Annotated in this window: 19 protein-coding genes; 4 read left to right on the top strand and 15 right to left on the bottom strand. The window is 71.2% G+C overall.

Translation table 11 applies throughout. From position 1 onward, the window contains the following. Nucleotides 1–79 precede the first annotated feature (79 nt). A complete protein-coding gene (locus ABZV34_RS24190; RefSeq protein ID WP_356280280.1) occupies nucleotides 80–262 on the bottom strand; it encodes a cold-shock protein in 183 nt (60 codons plus the stop codon). Between the two features lie 202 nt (nucleotides 263–464). Further along, nucleotides 465–746, bottom strand: a complete 282-nt coding sequence (locus tag ABZV34_RS24185) for an HU family DNA-binding protein (RefSeq protein WP_356280277.1) — start codon at nucleotides 744–746, stop codon at nucleotides 465–467. A gap of 204 nt (nucleotides 747–950) precedes the next feature. Here ABZV34_RS24185 and ABZV34_RS24180 point away from each other — a divergent pair, with 204 nt between their 5' ends. After that, nucleotides 951–1,292, top strand: a complete 342-nt coding sequence (locus ABZV34_RS24180) for a hypothetical protein (RefSeq protein ID WP_356280274.1) — start codon at nucleotides 951–953, stop codon at nucleotides 1,290–1,292. A 344-nt stretch (nucleotides 1,293–1,636) separates the two neighbouring features. Here ABZV34_RS24180 and ABZV34_RS24175 read toward each other — a convergent pair whose 3' ends face one another. After that, entirely contained in the window at nucleotides 1,637–2,527 is an 891-nt protein-coding gene (locus tag ABZV34_RS24175; protein WP_356280271.1) for a DNA ligase, read from the bottom strand. A 111-nt stretch (nucleotides 2,528–2,638) separates the two neighbouring features. Here ABZV34_RS24175 and ABZV34_RS24170 point away from each other — a divergent pair, with 111 nt between their 5' ends. From ABZV34_RS24170 to ABZV34_RS24160, 3 genes are all read left to right on the top strand, one after another. Beyond that, on the top strand, nucleotides 2,639–3,577 hold the full coding sequence (locus ABZV34_RS24170; RefSeq protein ID WP_356280269.1) for a Ku protein: 939 nt from the start codon (nucleotides 2,639–2,641) through the stop codon (nucleotides 3,575–3,577). Nucleotides 3,578–3,812: 235 nt separating this feature from the next. After that, nucleotides 3,813–7,265, top strand: a complete 3,453-nt coding sequence (dnaE, locus tag ABZV34_RS24165; protein ID WP_356280266.1) for a DNA polymerase III subunit alpha — start codon at nucleotides 3,813–3,815, stop codon at nucleotides 7,263–7,265. Between the two features lie 5 nt (nucleotides 7,266–7,270). Next, a complete protein-coding gene (locus tag ABZV34_RS24160; protein ID WP_356280263.1) occupies nucleotides 7,271–8,398 on the top strand; it encodes a hypothetical protein in 1,128 nt (375 codons plus the stop codon). Here the strand turns inward: ABZV34_RS24160 and ABZV34_RS24155 are convergent. From ABZV34_RS24155 to ABZV34_RS24100, 12 genes are all read right to left on the bottom strand, one after another. Continuing rightward, on the bottom strand, nucleotides 8,316–8,678 hold the full coding sequence (locus tag ABZV34_RS24155; RefSeq protein WP_356280260.1) for a hypothetical protein: 363 nt from the start codon (nucleotides 8,676–8,678) through the stop codon (nucleotides 8,316–8,318). The genes ABZV34_RS24160 and ABZV34_RS24155 overlap by 83 nt on opposite strands. A 306-nt stretch (nucleotides 8,679–8,984) precedes the next feature. Beyond that, nucleotides 8,985–9,656, bottom strand: a complete 672-nt coding sequence (gene lexA, locus ABZV34_RS24150) for a transcriptional repressor LexA (protein WP_356280257.1) — start codon at nucleotides 9,654–9,656, stop codon at nucleotides 8,985–8,987. A 114-nt stretch (nucleotides 9,657–9,770) separates the two neighbouring features. Beyond that, nucleotides 9,771–10,826, bottom strand: coding sequence for a phosphotransferase (locus ABZV34_RS24145; protein ID WP_356280254.1), 1,056 nt, complete (start codon nucleotides 10,824–10,826; stop codon nucleotides 9,771–9,773). Between the two features lie 368 nt (nucleotides 10,827–11,194). Next, entirely contained in the window at nucleotides 11,195–12,328 is a 1,134-nt protein-coding gene (locus tag ABZV34_RS24140) for a glycosyltransferase (protein WP_356280252.1), read from the bottom strand. A 63-nt stretch (nucleotides 12,329–12,391) separates the two neighbouring features. Further along, nucleotides 12,392–13,174, bottom strand: a complete 783-nt coding sequence (locus ABZV34_RS24135) for an SDR family NAD(P)-dependent oxidoreductase (RefSeq protein WP_356280250.1) — start codon at nucleotides 13,172–13,174, stop codon at nucleotides 12,392–12,394. Between the two features lie 45 nt (nucleotides 13,175–13,219). Continuing rightward, the gene (locus tag ABZV34_RS24130) at nucleotides 13,220–13,972 is read right to left on the bottom strand and encodes a 5-deoxy-glucuronate isomerase (protein WP_356280247.1); all 753 of its coding nucleotides are present in this window, start codon (nucleotides 13,970–13,972) and stop codon (nucleotides 13,220–13,222) included. After that, the gene (locus ABZV34_RS24125) at nucleotides 13,969–15,081 is read right to left on the bottom strand and encodes a Gfo/Idh/MocA family oxidoreductase (protein WP_356280244.1); all 1,113 of its coding nucleotides are present in this window, start codon (nucleotides 15,079–15,081) and stop codon (nucleotides 13,969–13,971) included. Before ABZV34_RS24125 ends, ABZV34_RS24130 begins: the two co-directional genes overlap by 4 nt. Then, a complete protein-coding gene (locus ABZV34_RS24120) occupies nucleotides 15,078–16,226 on the bottom strand; it encodes an amidohydrolase family protein (protein WP_356280241.1) in 1,149 nt (382 codons plus the stop codon). Before ABZV34_RS24120 ends, ABZV34_RS24125 begins: the two co-directional genes overlap by 4 nt. 32 nt (nucleotides 16,227–16,258) lie before the next feature. Further along, nucleotides 16,259–17,485 carry a glycosyltransferase gene (locus ABZV34_RS24115; RefSeq protein WP_356280238.1) on the bottom strand — a complete coding sequence of 409 codons (1,227 nt, stop codon included), beginning with the start codon at nucleotides 17,483–17,485 and terminating at the stop codon, nucleotides 16,259–16,261. After that, nucleotides 17,482–18,225, bottom strand: coding sequence for a polysaccharide deacetylase family protein (locus ABZV34_RS24110; RefSeq protein WP_356280235.1), 744 nt, complete (start codon nucleotides 18,223–18,225; stop codon nucleotides 17,482–17,484). Before ABZV34_RS24110 ends, ABZV34_RS24115 begins: the two co-directional genes overlap by 4 nt. Further along, the gene (locus tag ABZV34_RS24105; protein ID WP_356280232.1) at nucleotides 18,222–19,214 is read right to left on the bottom strand and encodes an NAD-dependent epimerase/dehydratase family protein; all 993 of its coding nucleotides are present in this window, start codon (nucleotides 19,212–19,214) and stop codon (nucleotides 18,222–18,224) included. The genes ABZV34_RS24110 and ABZV34_RS24105 overlap by 4 nt, the downstream gene beginning before the upstream one ends. Then, nucleotides 19,211–20,515 carry a nucleotide sugar dehydrogenase gene (locus ABZV34_RS24100; RefSeq protein WP_356280289.1) on the bottom strand — a complete coding sequence of 435 codons (1,305 nt, stop codon included), beginning with the start codon at nucleotides 20,513–20,515 and terminating at the stop codon, nucleotides 19,211–19,213. Before ABZV34_RS24100 ends, ABZV34_RS24105 begins: the two co-directional genes overlap by 4 nt. Between the last annotated feature and the right edge of the window lie 359 nt (nucleotides 20,516–20,874).

Below are 20,874 nucleotides of genomic sequence, written 5' to 3'. Positions count from 1 at the left end.
CCCTCCGCCACACCGCCCGCGACTACCACCGGCCCCTACGAGCCCTCGGTCTCACGTGACGAACCCAGACAGATCCCGATCATGCAATGACCCTGTGGCCCTGGCCCAAGTCGAACGTGACTGTCTCGCCCTCGACGAGTTCCCGGAATCCGTTGCCGGAGATGTTGGAGTAGTGGGCGAAGACGTCCGGTCCGCCGCCGTTCTGCTCGATGAAGCCGAAGCCCTTCTCGGCGTTGAACCACTTCACGGTGCCGCTGGCCATACTGATGTCCTTCAAATCCTGCCGGAATTCCCGGCCTGTCTGGGTGCAGGCCCGTCCGCGAGGGGACGGTGCCCGGCATCCGTTCTACCCCGTGGCGGCTCAAGTACGCGGCTTTGTGTGCGGCGTAGCGTGCCGCGTCCCAGCCTGACACCTGTGCCGATCCGTGCTCCCGGTGCCCGGCAGGGCACCGCGGAGCAGGGGGTCACTTGCCCTTGGCGGCTTCCTTGAGCTTGGAGCCGGCGGACACCTTGACGCTGTATCCGGCCGGGATCTCCAGCGGCTCGCCGGTCTGCGGGTTGCGCGCGGTCCGTGCGGCGCGGTGCATGCGCTCGAAGCTGAGGAAGCCCGGGATCGTCACCTTCTCGTCGCCCTTGGCGACGACATCGCCGACGCTCTCGGCGAGGGCGGTCAGCACCGCATCGGCGTCCTTGCGGGTCACCTGGGCGCGCTCTGCAAGCGCGGTGACCAGTTCGCTCCGGTTCATTGCTTTGCTCCGTATTCCTGGATCAGCCCGGTCTGCGGCGTGCAGGCGGGACAAGCCGACCATGCTGCCATCGGCCACTGACAATGCGACCCGCGGGGCCAAAACAGAAGTGCCAATATCACCCATACGTAAAATATGGTGCGGCTTTGTGCGGGTGCGGCCGGGCATGCCGCCCGGTTGTTCGAACAGCAGTACCGTGGCGGGGTGGCACAGACGTACAACTTTCCCGAGGATCTCCGAGCAGCCCAGGACGAGCTTGATCAGGTACGGGGGGACCTGCAGCGCCTGCTGAAGCGGCAGCCCTGGTCCGTCGAACCGCTGCCCTCGTGGGACTCGCACGAGAACTCGTGGCGGCCGGCATCGCGTCCTGATTCGCCTGGCTGGACCTCCGAGGACCAGGCGACGCACGGCCAACTCCGGGTAAGGGAAGCCGAACTGGCTGCGCTGATCGTCTGTCATGCCTTCTGGGAGACGGTCGAGCCGACCGAGCGGTCCACCGCACGCAGTCAGCTCAAGCACCACCGAGACCACGCGCTCGCGGCATAAGCCACCACGGCCGCCGAGGGCCCGTGCCTTGAAGCGTCTGAGCGCAGGCGTGACCACGTCCCGCCGCGCTCGCTGTAATGGCGCGGAGCATGGGGAGAACGCCTCCGGGGTTGCGGACCTGGAGGCGGTTCTTCTCCCGTCCAGCCCTGGCTCCGACATGGCATCGCTGCTGGTGGAACCGGAAGTGAATGGGTTTAGGTCAATGTCTATCCGTGTGGCCGGTTTGTGGTGCATGGTGTGCATGCGGGCGCCGCGCCAATCCCCCGGGTGAGGCCCCCTGTCGGGCCCTGCCAGTCGCTGCGACCGGTGGGGCCCGCCGCACCTCCCGGCACCCTAGTTCGGCGTCACGGTCCGCGCAGCCGGGTCGCGGTCACGACGGCGTGGCGGGTGGTTCCGGCCGCGATTTCGACGACAGCCATCCCGGGGGGAACGGCGGCGTAGGGCAGACCGGCGCTGGTGCGCCCTGTCGGTCCTGGCCCGGCGGCCGCCAGGAGCCGGCCAATCCGCGCGGCGAGCGGCGTGGCGAGTCTCTGAGTCAGTGCGGTGCGTCCGTCGGGGAGTTGGACGGCCAGGGTGCGGGGCCGTGCGGCTGGTCCGGTATAGCCAACGACCTCTGCGTCGACGGTTTCCGCGTGCCGGATCTTCTGCCATGCGCCGCTGCGGCCGGCGCGGTACGGGGAGGCGGCGCGTTTCGCGACAAGTCCCTCGATTCCCTGGTGCTGGAGGGTGTTGTACCAGGTGAGTGCCGTGTGTCGGTCGCTGGTGGCGGACACGGCCTGGATCGGGGAGTTGGCGGGCAGTGCGGACAGGACATCGAGGAGGGCGGCGCGCCGTTCGCGGTACGGACGCGCACGAACGTCTCCGAAGGGCAGGGGCAGCTGCAGGGCGTCCCAGACGATGTAGTGCGCGGGGCGCCGGCTGGCCAGGATGCGAGCTCGGGAGGGTGAGGATGCGGCCCGGGCCTGCGCGGCCTCGAAGCTGATCCGGCCGTCTTCGATGGCGACGACAGCCTCCCCATCCAGGACGGTCCCGGTCAGGAGCGGCAGGCCGGCGAGGGCGAGGTCGCCCCACACCGCGGTGACCTCACGTCCTGAGCGGGCCTGCAGCCGCACTCCTCCATCGGTCCGCCACATCAGCGTGCGGTGCCCGTCGACCTTCATCTCGAAGACCCACCCCGTTCCGGTCGGCAGTGCCGGAACGGGCTGAGCAAGGGCAACGGAGACGGGCCAGTCCACCCGTCCAGCCTGCGACGGCCGCAGCCGTGCTGCTCGCGGGGCGCTTCGGGAAGCAGACTCGGGGCCCGGCTCCTACGCTGGTGGGGCTCGGGGCCGTCACGGAGGTCCGCCATGCCCCGACCCTTGTGGAGCGGTGCCATCAGCTTCGGCCTGGTGACCATTCCCGTGAAGCTGGTGAGCGCTACCGAGGACCGGTCGGTCCATTTCCACCAGGTCCATACGGAGGACATGGGCCGGGTGCGGGTGCGCAAGTACTGTGAGGCGGAGGACCGGGAGGTGTCCGCGGGCGAGATCGGCAAGGGCTTTGAGGTCTCCAAGGACACGCTGGTCGCGGTCACGGACGCGGAGCTGGAGGCGATGCCGCTTCCGACCGCGAAGGCCATCGAGATCGTCTCGTTCGAGCCGGCCGCCTCGATCGACCCGGTCCGGCTCAGCGGGGACAGCTACTTCCTGCAAGGCGACGGTCAGGTCGCGGCGAAACCGTACGCCCTGATCGCGAAGGCTCTGGCCCGCAATACGAAGGTGGCCATCGCGAAACTGGCGTGGCACGGGCGGGAGCGCTTGGTGCTGCTGCGAGTGCGGGACGGGGTCCTGGTCGCACACGTGCTGAAGTGGGACGACGAGATCCGCGACCCTGCCGAGCTCGCCCCGAAGGAGCCCGAGGTCACGGATTCCGAGATCGACGAGGCCGTGCACCTGATCGACTCGATGACGACGGAGGACATCTCCGGCTACCGGGACACTTACCGTGAGGCCCTTGAAGCGGTCATCGAGGCCAAAGCCGAGGGCCGACGGCCGCCAGAGCCCCGCACGGGAGACGAGGAGCAGGCCGGGCAGGTCCTGGACCTGATGGCGGCCCTGCAGGAGAGCGTCCGTAAGGCGCAGTCCGCGCGCGGCGAGGACAGCAGGGACGCAGAGATCCACAAGATCCCCGAGTCGAAGCCGAAGAAGAAGACCGCGGCTACGAAGGCCACGAAGAAGGCTCCCGCCAAGAAGGCGGCGAAGAAGACCGCGACCGCGAAGAAGCCGGCCCGGCGCCGTGGCGCCTGACCCACCGCCCGTGTCCAGCTTCGAGTTCCCCTGACCGAACGAGCAGCACCAGTCTGTGATGCGTGTCATACGCGTGCTGTCCGAGGCCGAATTCAGGGCCTGACCCGCCTCGGGGAAGCCATCAGCATGGCGCGATGACCGAATCACCCATTCGCACGCTTGTGCGATTTCGTGTTGTGGGCGAACCTGGAGAGGACACAGGTCAGGGAGGGGTCTGGCGAGAGACAGGAGGTGCGTGAGCTGTGGATTTACTCATCTGCACGTCGCGTCCGGCTACTCCGCCCGCTACGGCGCCGCCCTCCCCCACGTCCTGGTCCAGCGTGCGGCCGAGCGTGGGATGACGACGCTCGCGCTGACCGACCGCGACACCGTCACCGGCACCGTCCGCTTCGCCAAGGCCGCCGCGGCCACCGGCATCCGGCCCGTCTTCGGTGTCGACGTCGCCGTCGCCCCACTCCAGCCGCCCTCTTCGCACACCACCCGCACGCGCACACCGGTACGAGGCGGCGCACACGTCGTAGAGCCGCCGCTGCGCGTCACGCTGCTCGCACAGAACCTGGCCGGGTGGGCGCGCCTGTGCCGTCTGGTGTCCGCCGCGCACGCCGAGGCCGACGGCGGTCTGCCGGTCGTGTCCTGGCGGGTGCTGCGCGCGTACGCCGACCGGGACTTGGTGGTGCTGCTCGGTCCTTCCTCTGAACCGGTGCGGGCTCTGTCCGCGGGCCGTGCGGACGTGGCCGCGCAGCTACTCGCGCCGTGGCGGGAGCTGGCGGAGGAGAGACTGCGGCTGGAGGCGGTGTATCTGGGGCAGCAGGGGACGGGGGCTGGGTCGCTGCGGCTGGCCGCGCGCACGGTGGGCCTGGCCGGCGAGCTCGGTGTGCGCGCGGTGCTGACGAACGCAGTCCGGTACGCCGACCCCGCGCAGCACCGGCTGGCCGATGTGCTCGATGCGGCGCGGCTGCTGCGGCCCGTCGACCGCCGGCACCTGGACGGTGGCGAGCGGTGGCTGAAGGACCCGGCTGCCATGGTCGCGGCCGCCGAGCGTGTCGCGGAGGCCGCCGGTGCCGGCCGGTCAGGGGCGGCCCGGCTGTTGTCCGAAACGGAGACCACGGGTCAGTCCTGTGCCCTGACTCCGGTTGACCTGGGTCTGGGCAGACCGCACCTCCCCGAACCCTCCGTCGTCGGTGCTGGCAGCGAGCGGGATTCGGCGATGCGGCTGCTGCGGCAGCGCTGTGAGGCCGGGATGGTCGCCCGAGGCCTCGACAGGGACGAGTCCGCGGTGCGGCAGCTCGACTACGAGCTGGAGGTCATCGGCCGTCTGGGCTTCGAGGGGTACTTCCTGGCCGTCGCGCAGGTGGTGGCCGACACCCGGGCCCTGGGAATCCGGGTGGCCGCGCGCGGCTCCGGGGCCGGTTCGATGGTCAACCACGCGCTCTTCGTCGCCACAGCCAATCCGCTTCAGTACCGGCTTCTGTTCGAACGGTTCCTCAGCGAGCGCCGGACGTCGCTCCCCGACATCGACCTGGACGTGGAGTCCGCGCGGCGCCTGGAGGTGTATGACGCGATCATCGAACGCTTCGGGCCGGAGCGGACCGCGGTCACCGGCATGCCCGAGACCTACCGGGCCCGGCACGCCCTGCGCGGCACCGGACTCGCCCTCGGCCTGCCACCCCAGGTGGTGAACGAGATCGCCAAGAGCTTTCCGCACATCCGGGCCCGCGACATCCGCTCCGCCCTGGCCGAACTACCCGAACTCCGGCAACTCGCCAGCCAAGCAGAGAAGTTCGGCCCGCTGTGGGAACTCGCCGAGGGCCTGGACGCGCTGCCCCGCGGCTACACGATGCACCCGTGCGGGGTGATCCTGTCGAACAGATCGCTCCTGGACCGGCTCCCAGTACAGCCGACGCCAGCCGGCTACCTGATGGTGCAGGCCGACAAGGATGACATCGAACTGGAGGGCTTCGGACTCCTGAAACTGGATGTCCTGGGCGTGCGGATGCAGAGCGCGATGGCCCATGCGGTCACGGAGATCCACCGCACCACCGGCCAGCAACTCGATCTCGACAACCCCGACCACGTCGACCTCAACGACCGCCTGGCGTTCGAACTCATCCAGGCCTCCGACACCGTGGGCATGTTCCAGCTGGAGTCCCCCGGTCAACAAGACCTGGTGGGAAGACTGCAGCCACGCCATATGGATGACGTGATCGCGGACATCTCCCTGTTCCGGCCCGGGCCCGTGTCCGGGGGCATGCCCGCCCTGTTTATCGCGGCCCGCCATGGCGCCGAGCCCCACTACCCGCACCCGGACCTGAAGCCGATCCTCTCCGACACCTACGGCGTGGTGATCTGGCACGAGCAGATCATCGCGATCCTGTCGAAGATGACCGGTTGCGACCGGGCCGCCGGCGACGTGGCCCGCCGCGCCCTCGCCGACCCCGAACGGCTGCCGAAGGTCGAAGCCTGGTTCCGCCAGACCGCGGGCGAGCGCGGCTACAGCACCACGGTGCTGGACGAGGTGTGGGAGACCGTCTCCCAGTTCGGGGCGTACGGCTTCTGCCGCGCCCACGCGGTCGCCTTCGCCGTTCCCGCACTCCAGAGCGCCTTCCTCAAGGCCCGGTATCCGGCGTTCTTGTATGCGGGGCTGCTGGAGCACGATCCCGGGATGTGGTCGCGGCGCGTCATCGTCTCCGACGCGCGCCGCCACGGTGTGCCGATCCTGTCCGTCGACGTCAACCACTCCCGCGCCCAGCACCGCGCCGAACAGACCGAGCAGGGCTGGGGAGTCCGGCTCGCCTTCAGCACCGTGAAGGGCATCAGCGAAGGGGAAGTCGGCCGGCTCGTCGGCGGGCAGCCGTATGCCGGTCTGCAGGACCTGTGGCAGCGCGGCCGGCCGGCCCTTCCCACCGTGCAGCACCTGATCCGTGTCGGCGCGCTCGACGCGCTCGCGGGCGGTCTCACTCGGCGGGATCTGCTGTTGCAGGCGGTCGAGCTGCACCGGCAGTCCCGGGCCCGGGCCGCCACCGACGGCCAACTGCCCTTCGGCGGTGAGCTGGTGTCTGCCGAGCCGAGCGGTCTGCCGGAGATGACCAGCCGCGACCGGCTCGACGCGGAGCTGGAGACGCTGCAGATCGACGTCACCCACCACCTGATGGATCACCATCACCGGCTGCTGAACGAGGTCGGTGCGACCGACGCCCGTCATCTGCGGACGATGGCTCCGGGTCAGAAGGTGCTGGTCGCCGGGGTGCGAGCCTCCACGCAGACCCCGCCGATCCCGTCCGGGAAGCGGGTCATCTTCGTGACACTCGAGGACGGCGCGGGCCTGATCGACCTGGCGTTCTTCGAGGACTCCCATGAACAGGTCGCGCACACCGTCTTCCACTCCGGGCTGCTGCTCGTGCGCGGCACAGTGGAGGCCCGCGGCCCGCGGCGCACCGTGGTCGGCGAGATGGCCTGGAATCTCGAAGAGGTCGCCGCGGCCCGCCGCGACCACGGCCCCCAGGCCGCCCTCGACCTCCTCGGCCGCACCACCCCCTCCCCCACCCCGGCCGGGAAGGCTGCGCCGCAGCGCACCCTTCAGGACGGCACCGCGGGAGCCCGCCTGCACCCGTATGCGGACCAGCCCGCCGGGACCCGCTCAGCCGACCTGCGCCGCCTCGGGCACCGCAGCCCTGGAAGCGCAGGGTGATCGCCATGAGCGGCCATGGTCACCGCACCGTCCTGCAGCTGCGGTTCGTGCTCCCGACGGACGGCGACGCGGAGCTTCGTGACGGTGTGCGCGCGTTGCTGGAGGCCATCACGCCGCGCGTGCAGATCATCGAGCCGGACACCGCGGTCCTCGACCTCACCGGCGCACTCGCCTACTGGAAGCGCGAGGCACGTGGCCTGACCGAACTCATCCAGCTCCGTGCCCTCGCCCTGCTGGGCCTGCACAGCGCCGCGGGCGTCGGCCCTAACCGGATGCTCGCCACGATGGCCTGCAACCTCACCCCGCCCGGCCGCCGCACCATCATCGACCACTCCCCCGATGCCGTCGCCGCGTTCCTGCGGCCGCGCCCGGTACGGGAACTGCCGGGCGTGGGCAGCAAGATGGCCGCGACGCTGACCTCGTACGGCCTGCACAGAGTCGGGAACGTCGCTGACCTGCCGCCGGCGACGCTGCAGCGCCTGCTCGGGGCCCGCGCCGGCCGCACCCTCCACGAACACGCCCTCGGCCGCGACGCCACCACCGTCGACCCCTCCCCCACACCGGCGAGCATCAGCACCGAGCACCGCTTCCCCCGCGACGAACTCGACCCGGCCGCCCACCGGCGCGCCCTGCTCACCCTCGCCGACGACCTCGGCACACAGCTCCGCACGTCCGGACAGATCGCGGCAGGACTGACCTGCACGATCCGCTACGCCGACCACACCAGTACCCGCCGTAGCCGCACTCTGTCCGAGGCCACCCAGCACACCGTGCTCCTGGCCCGCGCGGCATACGCGCTCTATGAATCCCTCGGCCTCCAGCGGGCCCGGGTCCGCAGTATCGCGGTCCGCGCAGATGCTCTGCGTCCAGCTGAGGGAGCGACCCGGCAGCTCACGCTCGACAGCGGTGACGAGAAGCCGCTGGCGATCGAAGCCGTCGCCGACCGGGCCCGCACCCGCTACGGAAGCCCCGTCATCTACCCCGCCGCTCTTGCCACCGGCAGACACGACCGGCAGCAGACGCTGGCACCGACCGGACGGGGTCAGACGGTCACGCGAGCGGAAGCTGTCCCAGCGGCCGTCCCGCGTCGGCCTGCGCCCGGAGATGGGCAGCGATCTCGGAGTCGCTGGTGAAGACGGGCCCCTTCCACGGTGGCGGCACGGGCACCGGTGCAAGGCACACCTCGGTCCCGTAGGTGCGGGCGATATCGAAGAGCGTCTGCAGGGTGCTGAGTCCGGCCAGGTTGAGGGCGCCTATGTGAGCGGACCATGTCTGTGTGGCCTCGTTGTATTGGGCGATCGGGCGAAGCTGGTTCAGTTGCTCGTTCCACTGGGTCTTCGCTGCGGGCGCGGACGTGATGGTGATCTGCAGGATCCAGCTCGCGCCTTCAGCAAGGTGGTGGGATGCGGTCATGCTCTGACGGTAGGGGGCACGACTGACAACGTCCCAGGCTTCTACAGGTCAGCAACCTGGAAGCAGCCACCGATTGCTTTGCGCTGGTCGACCCGGGTGGGATGCACGCGGTGTGGGCGGTCCCGCGCGGCGTGCGAACGGAGCGCGGGACCGCAATGCCCTGCCGTCCTGTCAGCGAGCCGGGCTCATACGACAATACGGACGTTGATGACGTGGGAGACGGCACCGCGCCGGAACGGGACCGTCAGCTAGGACCGTCTGTAACAGAAAGACCAAGTAAGGCATCGGGCTGGGAGGCCGACGTGGCTAGAGCATGCGCAGGACGCCGACGACCTTGCCGAGGATCTGTGCGTCGTCGCCGGGGATCGGCTCGTAGGTGGGGTTGCGGGGCATCAGCCACACACGGCCGTCTTCGCGGCGCAGGACTTTGATGGTGGCCTCGTCTTCCAGGAGCGCGGCGACGATGTCTCCGTGGTCGGCGCTGTCCTGGCGGCGGACGGTGACGATGTCGCCGTCGCAGATCGCCGCGTCAATCATGGAGTCGCCGGAGACCGTCAGAGCGAACAGGTCACCGTCACCCACAATCTGGCGCGGCAGCGAGTAGACGTCCTCGACCAGCTCTTCCGCGAGCAGGGGCGCGCCAGCAGCGATCCGTCCGACGAGCGGCACATCGACCGGGTCCGCGCTCCGGGCATCGAATTCGGGAGCCCAGGAGGTGCGTATGCGGTAGGCACGGGGACGCTGCGGGTCGCGGTAGAGAATGCCCTTGCGTTCAAGGGCCATCAGCTGGTGGGTGACGGACGAGGTGCTGGCGAGGTGCACCGCCGCGCCGATCTCCCGCATGGTGGGCGGATAGCCCTGCCGACGGACCGACTCGGTGATGAAGTTGACGATGGCTGCCTGGCGGCTGGTCAGCTCACCGCCGTCGTTCCGAGTGCCCGGGGGACGGCCCCGTCGTGCGGGCGCGGTGTTCTCCATCCCGGGCACCTCCGTCAGACAAGATCTTTACCGAATTTGACCTTATCCCGCCATGTGGCGCATAGGGAACAGTGCGTGCTGCGCTTGCCTGTCCGCGCGTGGGCCGCGTGGGATTCAGGACGGGAGGGCGCCGGGGTAGGGGTGTCCTTCCAGGTAGGCCTGCATGTTGGCGACGATGCCGGTGATCCTGCGTGGCCCCCAGGAGGCAACATCAGCGTTGGCGGCCGCGGCGGTGACGAAGTTGAGGATGAAGGCGTCGCGCAGGAGGAGGTAGGGCTCCAGCAGGCGGGTCCAGTCGTCCGGTAGGGGGCGGATCTGGGTGTAGCCGGCGAGGTATGCGCGGGCGAACTCCTCGTAGGCGCCCGGGACTTTCTGCGCGATACGGTGGATCGAGGACAGCACCGTGGCGATGTCGATGAGGTAGTGGCCGGTGCCGCAGTCGTCGAAGTCGATGAGGCCGACGCCGCTGCCGGGCAGGGCGATCATGTTTTCGCGGTGCAGGTCGCCGTGGACGCGTCCACGGTCGCGGGGCGTTCCTTGCTGCAGGGCGGGAGTGATCAGCTCGATGATCTTGCGCAGTGTGGCTGTGCCGTCGGCACCCAGTTGCTCGGGTCCGCCTGGGCCGCTGAGGGCGTGGCCGTGGTGGAGGATCGTTGTCTCGTTCCAGTTCGGCCGGTCGAAGTCGGGCATCTCCACGGTGACGGCGTGCTGGTGGAGGTGCGCCGTGGCGATGCCCATCTCGTGTGCAATGCCGCGCTGGTTGTAGGGGGGTTCGGCCGTGCCGGGCAGCCAGTGCAGCAGGGCGAGAGTGGCCGGTTCGTCGTGGCCCGGGACGTCCATCAGGACCACGTAGCTGCCGGCCGTCGTGGTGACAGGCTCGGGCACGGCGACGGTGTGGCTGGCGGCCAGGCTCTCCAGCCATCGCATCTCGCTGCGCTGCTGGGGTTCGGGGCGCCCGTCGCGGACGGACAGGCGCGCGACGAAGGAGCTGGCCTCTCCTACCGGGGTGATCCTCCAGACGGCGTTGTCCTCGTACTGCTGGAGTTCCACGCGCGCGGCCGCGCCGTCCAGCCCGTAGTGGTCGCTCAGCGTGGTGCGCATCAGTGCTTCGAGCACGGTGAGCTGCTCGGCGTGGGAGAGGTCGTGGGAGAAGTTCTGCACGGGGGGCACGGGCTTCCTCCGGTGGTCGGGGCGGGCGGGGGTGCCGGTGAGGGGCTGGCGCCGGCGGGGGTGCGGGTTTCGGCGGGCGCGGGCGCCCGAGGAGCGCAAGGGGCCGGCGCCGGTGCTGCGCTCGTGGTGTGCGCTGTCTGCCGGTGGTCCGGGGCCGCGGCGGCTGCGGTGTCCGTGATGACGCTATCAGGAGGATGCGGTCATTCCGGTCCGCTCCGCTCGCGCTTCAGCCTTGAGTGCCCGGCGGAACGGGGCCGCTCTCGGGCCGGCGAACTGCGCGCAGTACAGGCGCCTTTGGAGCCCTCGGGTGGGTGCGGCATCAGGTGGGGCGAGCGGGGCGGGCCGGGATCCTGTCGCGAGGAGCGGCTTCAGTGCTGTGGCTGTGTCGTGGTGTTGAGGGGCGTCCGCTGCGGGTGCGCGCTGGCCGGGGCGCTGGGGGCGACGATCCCGAGGAAGGCGTGGGCGTAGCGCTCCCATTCGCTGTGCAGAGCCGTGGTGTCGGGTTCGTGGGGGCGTGGGGTGTCGAACAGGTCCAGGACGTGGCGGGCGAAGGCGGAGGTGTCGTCGACGGGGACGAAACTGGCGGGGGAGGTCGCGGCGCCGTCGCGGTGGCCGGGGATGTCGGTGAGGACGAGGGGCAGGCCGTGCTGGCGGGCTTCCAGGATGGAGATGGGTACTCCTTCGAAGCGGCTCATGGAAACGAAGCCGCGGGCGCCGGCCAGCACGCTGTCCACGAGGTCGGTGTGCCAGACGGCGCCGAGCCAGATGACGCGGTCGGTGATGTGGAGGCGGTCGGCGAGCTGGCGCAGCGGGATGGTCTGGTCGCCGTCGCCGATGATGACGAGGCGGACCTGCTGGTCGCTCTGGTGGACGACGCGGGCGAAGGCGTGCAGGAGCGCGTCATGGCCCTTGTGGGGATAGAGGCTCTGGACGGCGACGACGTAGGGGTCGGCGGCCCAGGGCCAGGGCGGGGCGGCGGGTGTGGTGCGCGGTTCGGTGGCGTTGGTGAGGGTGGTGACCTTCGAAGGCTGGACGCGGACGTCGTCGAGGAGGAACCGGGTGGATCGGCCGCCGACGGCCACGATGCGGTCCTCGGTGCGGGAGAGGGCGCGGTCCAGCGTGTTCTTGGTGCGGGTGCGCAGGTGGGAGTAGTCGGAGTGGCAGAAGCGGATCACTGTGTGCGCGGTGCGTAGCGCGGGGCGGATGGAGGGGTAGAGGCGGCCGTCGCCGAACTGGAGCAGGACGGTGGTACCGCGCACGAGGCGGGTGAGGAAGCGGTGGCGGGCCGGGCGGCTGCGGGGTGCGGTGAGGAGGCGGGCCTGTGGCGGGAGTTCGGCGATGAGCGCATTGTCGCGGCCGGGGTCCAGGACGCAGACGGTGACCTGGATTCCGGCCGCGAGCAGGGTCCGGACGTGGGAGAGCAGGACGCGTTCGAGGCCGCCGACGGTGAAGTGGCGCAGGATCATCACCACGGGGCGGCCGGAGAGCTGTGCTTCGGTCATGAGGGTCTCCGGGGACTGGGTGAGGGAGCCGGGACCGCAACGGCCCCGGCCCGGCGGGTGGGGTCAGCGGGTGCGGTGCACCTTGTGCTGGGCGGCCTGGGCGAGGGGCCGGATCTCCAGCAGGTCGATGTCGACGTGTGCGGGGCGGGTGGCGCACCACACCACGGTGTCGGCGATGTCGTCGGGGGTGAGCGGGTGGTCGACGCCTTGGTACACGGCGGCGATGGCCTGCGGGTCGTTGTCGAAGCGGGTGCGCATGAATTCGCCGCCGGCGTCGTCGCCGCGCATCATGCCGGGGGCGATTTCGGTGATGCGGAGGGGTTGTCCGTTCAGTTCCAGGCGCAGGGTCTGTACGAGGGCGGTCAGGGCGTACTTGCTGGCGGCGTAGGCGGCGCCGCGTTCGTAGGGGACGCGGCCGACGGTGGAGCCGATGAACTGGACGTGGCCGCGGTTGCGGATCAGGTGGGGCAGCAGGGCCTGGGTGGTCTGGACGGCGCCGACGACGTTGGTTTCGTAGGTGCCGCGCCAGTCGGCGAGGTCGCTGTCGGCGATGGTGGCGGCCCGGGTGGGGATGCCGGCGTTGTTGACGAGGAGCGTCAGCGGCACTGGATGGGAGGCCACGGTGCACTCCAGGGCACTCACCGAGTCGGCGTCGGTGACATCGAGTTGGTGGGTGGTGATGCCGGTGGTCTGGGATGCGGTGGTCGTCAGGCGGCGGGAGGCGGCGATCACGGCGTATCCGGCCTTCTCCAGTGCTGTTGCGGTCGCGCGGCCGATACCGACGCTGGCGCCGGTGACGACTGCGAGGCCGCGCGGACAGGCGGCTGTGGACGACGGTGCGGGCATGGGTGTGTCCCTTCCGGGTGGTGGCTGGTGAACGGGGGCCGTGGGTCAGGGGTGCAGGAGCCAGGCGTGGGCCGGATCGGTGTGCAGGGCCAGGTGGGTGTCGGTGTCGCCGTGTGCGGCCCACAGGTAGTAGAGGTCGTGGCCTGCGGCGGCTGCGATGGTGTGGTAGCCGTGGGGGACGGCGGCCAGCGAGGTGTCGGTGATGACCGTGGGGTGGGCGTCGGTGACGTGTTCGTCGTAGGTCAGCAGGACTCCGAAGCCGGTGGCGGGCCGCACGCGGAAGGCGAAGGCTTCCTCGAGGGCACTCTCGTCGGGCGGGTTGCTGTGCTGGTGGCGGTGCGGGGGGTAGGTGGACCAGCGGCCGTCCAGGGCGAGGGTCTCGCCGAGCAGCAGGCCCGCTGTGCGCGGGGGCGTGAGCAGGGTGGTGACGTGGCGTTCGAACGATCCGCGGCCGCGTACCTCTGCCCGGGGCGCGGTGATCACGGTGGCGGTGGTGGTGTCGGGCCGGGTGCCGGCGAGGGGTGCGTGGACCGCGACGGTGTCGGCGCCGCCGTTCCCGGCGGTGGCGTCGGCGGCGGTGCCGGGCGGCAGGTACCAGGCGGTCGCGGCCGCGGTGAACGGGTCAGTGCGCTCGGCTGTGTGGCGGCCGCCGGGCAGGGTGAGCGTGATCTGGCCGGAGAGCAGGATCAGCGCGGTTTCCTGCTCCGGGCGGGAGTGCAGGGTGAGCTGGGCGCCGGGGGCGAGCCGGTGGCGGGTCACGTCAAGGCCGTTGGGCGTGCGGACGGTGGCGGGATTCATCGTGTACCTCCAGCAATCGGGGGTTGGGGTACGGGCACGGTCTGGCCCTGGCGGCTGGATGCGTACATGGCGGTGCCGGTGGCAACGGCCAGCGCGGCCGCGGTGGGGGTCGCGAACTGGGTCGAAGCGTGGGGCGGGTGGCGCAGGATGCGGGTGAGCTCGGTGAGCATCCGGTGGTCTGCGCCTGCGTGGCTTCCCGCTTCCCGGGCGATGTGACGGCGAGTGTTGGCGTCTTCGCTGCCGGTGGTGGTGCGCACGTGCACGGTGTGCGGGCCGGACCTGGCGTCGTAGCGAATGGTGCAGGTTCCGGCTGTTCCGCGCAGCGTGCACGTGTAGCCCTCGGTGGGCGCGTCGGCTATCAGCGTGTAGCGGGCGACGGTGCCGCAGGTGTAGTCGATGGTGGCGCGCAGGGTGTCGTGGATGTCGGCGTCGGCAGGGATGCCCTCGGTGCCGGGCCGGTAGTGACGGTGCTGGAGCTGTGCGGTGACGGCGACCGGCCGGGTGTCGAGCCACCAGGCGAGCAGGTCCAGGTGGTGGGAGGCCTTGGTGACTTCGAGTCCGCCGGAGGCGGCCCGGGTGCGGTGCCAGCGGGTGAGGTAGCTGCGGGCGTGCGACGGGCTGAGGGTGTAGTGGAAGTCGGCGCTGGTCACCGTGCCGATGCGGCCGTCGGCCAGCAGGGCGCGGATGTGGGTGTGGAGGTTGGTGAAGCGCAAGTTGTGGCCGACCAGGAGCCGTGCCGGGGAGAGCGCGTCGGCGTGGACAAGGGCGAAGGCGTCGGCGGTGGTGGTAGCCAGCGGTTTTTCCACCAGGGTGGTCACGCCCGCGGCGAGGGCCTGCAGGACGTAGTCGTGGTGGGTGGCGTCGGGGGTGGCGACGACTACCAGGTCGGGCTGGTCGCGGTTGAGGATGCGGTCCAGGTCCTGCGGCCGGGCTGCGGCGGCGCCGGGCAGGACCGCGGCCGCCGTCCGGGCGGCGTGTATGTCGGTGTCCACCACGGCCAGCGCCGTCATCTGCTGCTGGTAGGGCGGGGCGCCGGACAGCCAGGGCGCGTACAGCTTGTGGGTGCGCCGGCCGGCTCCGAGCAGCACCACGCGCGGGGCCCGGGTCACCGGGCGGTCCTTGGGCTGCCTGTTTGGGGGTGGCCGCCGAGGATGACTGCCCGCACGTGCAGATCGGGGTCGATCAGGACGGCGTCGCCGTCCGCGCCGGGCAGCAGGCTGCCCTTGCGCGGGTAGAGGCCTGCAGCGCGGGCGGGGGTCGCGGTCGCCATGGTCAGCACGTCGGCGAGGGGGGCTGCGGTCATGTCCCGCATTCGGGACATGCCGGTGGCCAGCGGGGTGATGCTCCCGCACAGGCTGGTGTGGTCGGCGGTGGCGGCGTATCCGTCGTGGACGCGGCCGAGGCTCGCACCGGTGTGGAAGGTGCGCCCGTTGTCGAGGCCGAAGCCGGCGGTCGCGTCGGAGACCAGGCACAGCCGGTCCGGTCCCAGGCAGCGCAGGGCGACGGTCAACAGGGCGGCCGGCAAGTGGTGTCCGTCCGCGATGACTTCGGCGGTCAGTGTCTGGGAGGCGAGGGACTCTTCCAGCAGTCCGGGAACGCGGTGCAGGGCCGGGCGGGTCAGCGTGGACTGTCCGCTCCACAGGTGCGCGAGGTGGCTCAGGCCCAGGCTGCGGGCGCGGGCGAGATCGTGGCCGGTGGCCGCGCTGTGCCCGGCGGACACGGTGACCCGACGCTGGGTGAGGTAGGTGATCAGGGCGTCGGCGCCGGGGAGTTCGGGGGCGAGGGTCACCATGCGCAGGGCCTCGGGCAGCGGCGTGAGCTCGGCCAGAACCTGCTGCGGGCTGCGCAGGTGGATGGTGTCGTGCGCGCCGCGCTGTTCGGGGGCCAGGCACGGTCCTTCGAGATGGACTCCGGCCAGGGTCGGGGCGAGCGGCATCAGGGCGGCCGCGGTGGCCAGGGCGGCGGCCGTCTGGTCGGGGGTGGTGCTGGCGAGGGTGGCCAGGACGGTGGTGGTGCCGGCGGACAGATGCGTGTCCAGGACCGTGTGCCAGGCCCCCGGGTCGGGGTCGGTGAGGTCGTGGCCGGCCGCGCCGTGCACGTGGATGTCCACCAGGCCGGGGGCGACGAGCAGCCCGCCGGCGTCGACCGCCACCGGATCGTGGGGGCAGGCGCGGCTGACCTTGCCCCGGCAGATCAGCAGGTCGCCGGGTTCCTGGTGGCCGGGAGCGGTGTGGACGGCTCTGGCGGAGTGCACGACCACGCACCCGCCGCCGCTCGGGCGGCCACTCATCGTGCCGGGCCGGTCTGCGCGGACGGGCTGGTGGTGCAGGCGCACGCGGTGCCGTCGGGGCTGCCGGGCAGGTGCCGGTCGTAGGAACCGCCGTCCCACAGCAGGCGGGTGCCGTCCGGGGACAGCGGGGAGGCCAGGGCCTGCGCCACCGCCGTGTGCAGGCCGCCGCCGAGCGCTTCCAGGAGATCCACCTTGCGTACCAGGCCCAGGTCGTGCAGGCGCCGGGCGTGTACGAGTTGTTCGCTCTCGCGGATCTGGCGGGGGATGACGAGGGCGTTGGCGCGGGTGGCCAGGACCTCCCCCAGCATGTTGGAGCCGGCCGCGCCGATGAACAGATCGCAGGCCCGCATCCAGGGCATCAGATCCGGCTCGTAGGCGCGGATGTCCACGCCGGCGTCGTCCTGCCACAGTTCCCGCAACGCCCGCTGGTCGGGCGGCTCCAGGTAGGGGCCGGTGACCAGCAGTGCGCGGTCGAAGGCGTGGCGGCGCCTTTGCAGCGCGGCGGACAGGGCACGCCACAGGTCGCCTGCGCCCTGGCCGCCGCCCATGGCGGCGACGATCAGGCGTTCGTCGCCGACCCCGGTCTGGGCGCGGGCCTGGTCGCGGGGGATCGTGCAGGGCTCGGCCAGGTAGCCGGTGTAGTGCAGGCGGCGGGCGGCCTCGCCGGGGATCTTGTAGTAGTCCGCGAGGTCGAACACCTCGGGGTGGGTGTGGACGTTGAACTGGCAGTAGTGGTCGAGGACCCACGGGCCGCGGCCGTTCGTGCCGAAGTACTTGCGGGTCGTCTTCTCCCTGTCGAGGAGCACACCGCGCAGGCTGAGGACCGCGTGCTTCGGGTACCGGGCCTCCAGGGAGGGCACCAGTTCGTCGTCGGTGCCGCGGGGGATGTGGTCGCTCATCAGCACGTCGGGTCGGTAGTGGCTCAGGAACGAGGTGATGAGGTCGGCGCGGGCCTGGTGCAGCGTGGCGGTGTCCATGGCCAGGCGCGGGCGCAGGTTCCAGCCGTCGGGGTCGTCGAAGTTCGCGAACGAGGGGATCTTGACGAGGTCGACCTCTGGGGGCAGGAGGTCCAGGCCACGGTAGGCGCCGGTGATCCCGGCGATCGAGGGGGGATTCGCGGAGCGCAGCAGGTAGCGGGCGACCTTCGCGGTGCGGGAGGTGTGGCCCAGGGACCGGCCGTTGTGCCAGTACAGGGCGATCGTGCGGGCGCCGGGGTTCGTCATCGGCGGGGCTCCTTGGGTGTGCCGTCCAGCAGGGCGCGGGCGGCGCGCTGCGCGGCCGCCGGGCCGGCAGTGCTGTCCAGGGCGGTGCGGAAGGCGTCGATGCTCCAGGCGGGATCGACCTGGATGCGGGAGAGGGCGTAGGGGTGGCGCAGGTCGGGGTGGTGATGCTCGTCGGTGGCCAGGGCCAGCGGGTACAGGCCGGCGACCACCCGCTGCACGCGCGGGTCGTAGGCGCCGTAGGGGTAGGCGAAGGTGCGCGGCGCGCATCCCAGCAGTTCGGTGAGGGCTTCGTGGTCGCCGGCTGTCTGCCAGGCCAGCTCATGGGGGGTGCAGCCGGTCAGCCGCCGGTGGGTGTAGCTGTGCGCGGCCACCGTCCGGCCGGAAGCCGTCCACGCCTGCACCTGGCTGAGGTCCACGGTCTCCTGAACGGGGTGCGGTACGTGGCGGGGCCGGTCGACGGTGAGGTAGCCGCCGCACACCGCCATCACGGCGGGGAGCCCCAAGTGCTCGAGGACCGGGAGTGCGGTGGTGACGGTGTTGGCGTAGCCGTCGTCGAAGGTGAGCAGGACGGCGTGGTCCGGCAGGGGCGAGCCGCGGCCGTGTGCCGTGTGGAGGTCGTCTTCGGTGATGACCGTGTACGGGCCGCGGCTGAGGAGTTCCATCTGTGCCCGGAAGTGACCCGGGGGCACGGCCATCGGGCCGGGCAGGTCCTGCACCAGGTGATACATGAGGATCTTCACGGGCGCTCCCCGAGGCCTGCGCGCGGGCGGCGCCCAGCGGCAGGCTGGGCCTGGTGCCAGGCGACGGCGCGGTGAAGGCCTTCGCGCAGCGCCACCGCGCGCACGTGCGGGAACAGTTCGCGCAGCCGGGCGGGGTCGGCTTGCGAGTGGGCCACGTCCCCGGGCCGGACGGGGGCGTGGGCGATCCGCAGGGGGGCGCCGAGGACCTCGCCCAGGAGGCGGGCCAGTTCCCGCAGCGAGGTGCGGGTGCCCAGCGCCAGGTTGACCGGCCACGGTGACACCACCCGGCCGGTGACCGCCGCCGTGATCACTTCGCACACCGTGTCCACACAGGTCAGATCCCGGGTCTGGGTGCCGTCGCCGTGCACGGTGACCGGCCGGCCTTGCAGCGCGGCGTCGATCCACACCGGGACGACTGCCGCGTACGGGTGCCCGGCCCGCTGTCGGGGCCCGTAGACGTTGAAGAACCGCAGCGGGAGCACCTCCAGCCCGTAGCAGGCGTGGTACGCGCCGAGGTACGCCTCCGTGGCCAGCTTGGACACCGCGTAGGGGCTCAGCGGCATTGCCCTGCTCGACTCGGATTTCGGCAGGGCGGGCTGGGCTCCGTAGACGGATGATGAGGACGCGGCCACCACGAGCGGACCGCCGGCGCGGCGCGCGGCCTCCAGTACCTGCAGAGTGCCGGTCGCATTCGCGTGGTGGGTGCTCAGCGGGTCGGCCACCGACCGCGGTACGGACGGCAGGGCGGCCAGGTGCACCACCGCGTCGGCTCCGGAGAGAGCCGAGGTGAGGAGCGCCTCGTCCAGGATGCTGCCCTGCCGGAAGTCGACCTCCGGCAGGTCGCTTCCCAGCAGGCCGGCGCTGCCGGTCGACAGGTCGTCGACGACGGTGACGGCGCCGACCTCGGGCTGCCGCAGCAGCCAGGACACCAGGTTCGATCCGATGAAACCGGCCCCGCCGGTGACGGTGACCCGCAGCCCGCCGCTCACAGCTGCTCCACCACGGCCGCGGTGTCCCCTCCGGCCAGCCGCCCGCGGCAGTCCAGCACGAACGCCGAACAGGCCGCTACCTGGGCGTAGTCGAACTCCTCGTGGTCGGTCAGCACCACCACCGCGTCCGCGGCGGCCAGCTCCTCACCGCTCGCGGACACCAGCTGCACGCCGTCGACGGCCGCCGGCTCGACGAACGGGTCCGCCGCCCGTACGCGGGCGCCGCCGGCCGCCAGCAGCCGGGCGACCTCCAGGGCCGGGGACTCGCGCAGATCGCCGCTGCCCGGCTTGTACGACAGGCCCAGCAACAGAATCTGCGCTCCCTGCAGGGTTGTGCCGCGGGAGGCGAGATGGCCTCTGACCCGGTCCACGACGTGCGCGGGACGGGCGGTGTTGATCTGCTCGGCGAGGTCGATCAGCCGGCAGCCCGCGCCACCGCGGGCGCGCGCCGCCCACCACGACAGATACACCGGGTCGATCGGCAGGCAGTGCCCGCCGATGCCCGGTCCCGGGGTGAAGGCCATGAATCCGAACGGCTTGGTCCCGGCGGCGGACACCGCCTCGCGTATGTCGAGTCCGGTGTCGTGGGCCACCTGCGCCAGCTCGTTGATCAGCGCGATGTTCACCGCCCGGAAGGTGTTCTCCAGCAGCTTCGCAAGTTCCGCCTCCTCGCACCGGCTCACCGGGACCACCTGGTCGACCAGGCGGCTGTAGAAGTCGGCGGTACGGTCCCGTGATTGCGCGTCGATCCCGGAAACGAGCTTCGGGGTCGTCTCCAGCGTCCAGTTCCGGTTGCCCGGGTCGATCCGTTCGGGGCTGAACCCCAGCGCGAAATCGCGGCCCATCAGCAGCCCGGACTCTTCCTCCAGGACCGGGCCCAGTACGGTCCTGGTCGTGCCCGGGTAGCTGGTGGATTCGAGGACCACTAGCGCGCCTTCCCGCAGGTGACGGCCCACCATCCGGCCCGCCGCGACCACATGCGACAGGTCAGGCTGACTCCCGCGCAGCGGTGTCGGAACCGCGATCACCGCCACGTCGAACCCGGCCGCAGCCTGCGGATCAGCAGCAGGCCGGTAAGAGCCCAGGCCGAGCATCATCTCCAGCTGTTCCGTGGTGACGTCCTCGACCGGGGACCGTCCGCTCGCCAGGTCCTCCACGCGGCGCGCGTCGCTGTCCAGGCCGACAACCTGGTGCCCGACCTGCGCGGCACGCAGCGCCAGCGGGAGGCCCACGTAGCCCTGCCCGACCACCACGACCCGCAGGGAGGACTGACGGTCAGGGGTGGTGCCGGCCCGCACCATGACATCGGCTGCAACCGGTGTGCGCACGGGCACAGGGGTAGAGACACTCGCCATCAACGGCTCCTCACGATCAAAAACGCGTGGCATTGGGGCATGCCGGCTCGTGCCGGGGCGCCTGCTGTCGGACCAGAGGGGAAGGGGGGCGCGCGGCCGACGCGCCTTACGGCGGCCGCGGGTATCGCACGGGGGGGGTTCACGCGAGTCCCGCACGCGGCAGTGGGACCGTGCCGGGAGGCTCGTGTTCAGGTAACCGGAGCCCGATGCGTGTGGGGAGGCGCACAGAGGGGGCCCACAGATCGCACACGCATCGGGAAACGGTGGGCCCGGACGGGCTCCGTACGACGTTGTTCGCGGCCGCG

This window comes from Streptomyces sp. NPDC005195, assembly GCF_040608315.1.
Lineage (GTDB): Bacteria > Actinomycetota > Actinomycetes > Streptomycetales > Streptomycetaceae > Streptomyces > Streptomyces kaempferi.
The sequence above is the reverse complement of the archived record's forward strand: the minus strand, read 5'-3'. Positions and strand labels throughout refer to the sequence as shown.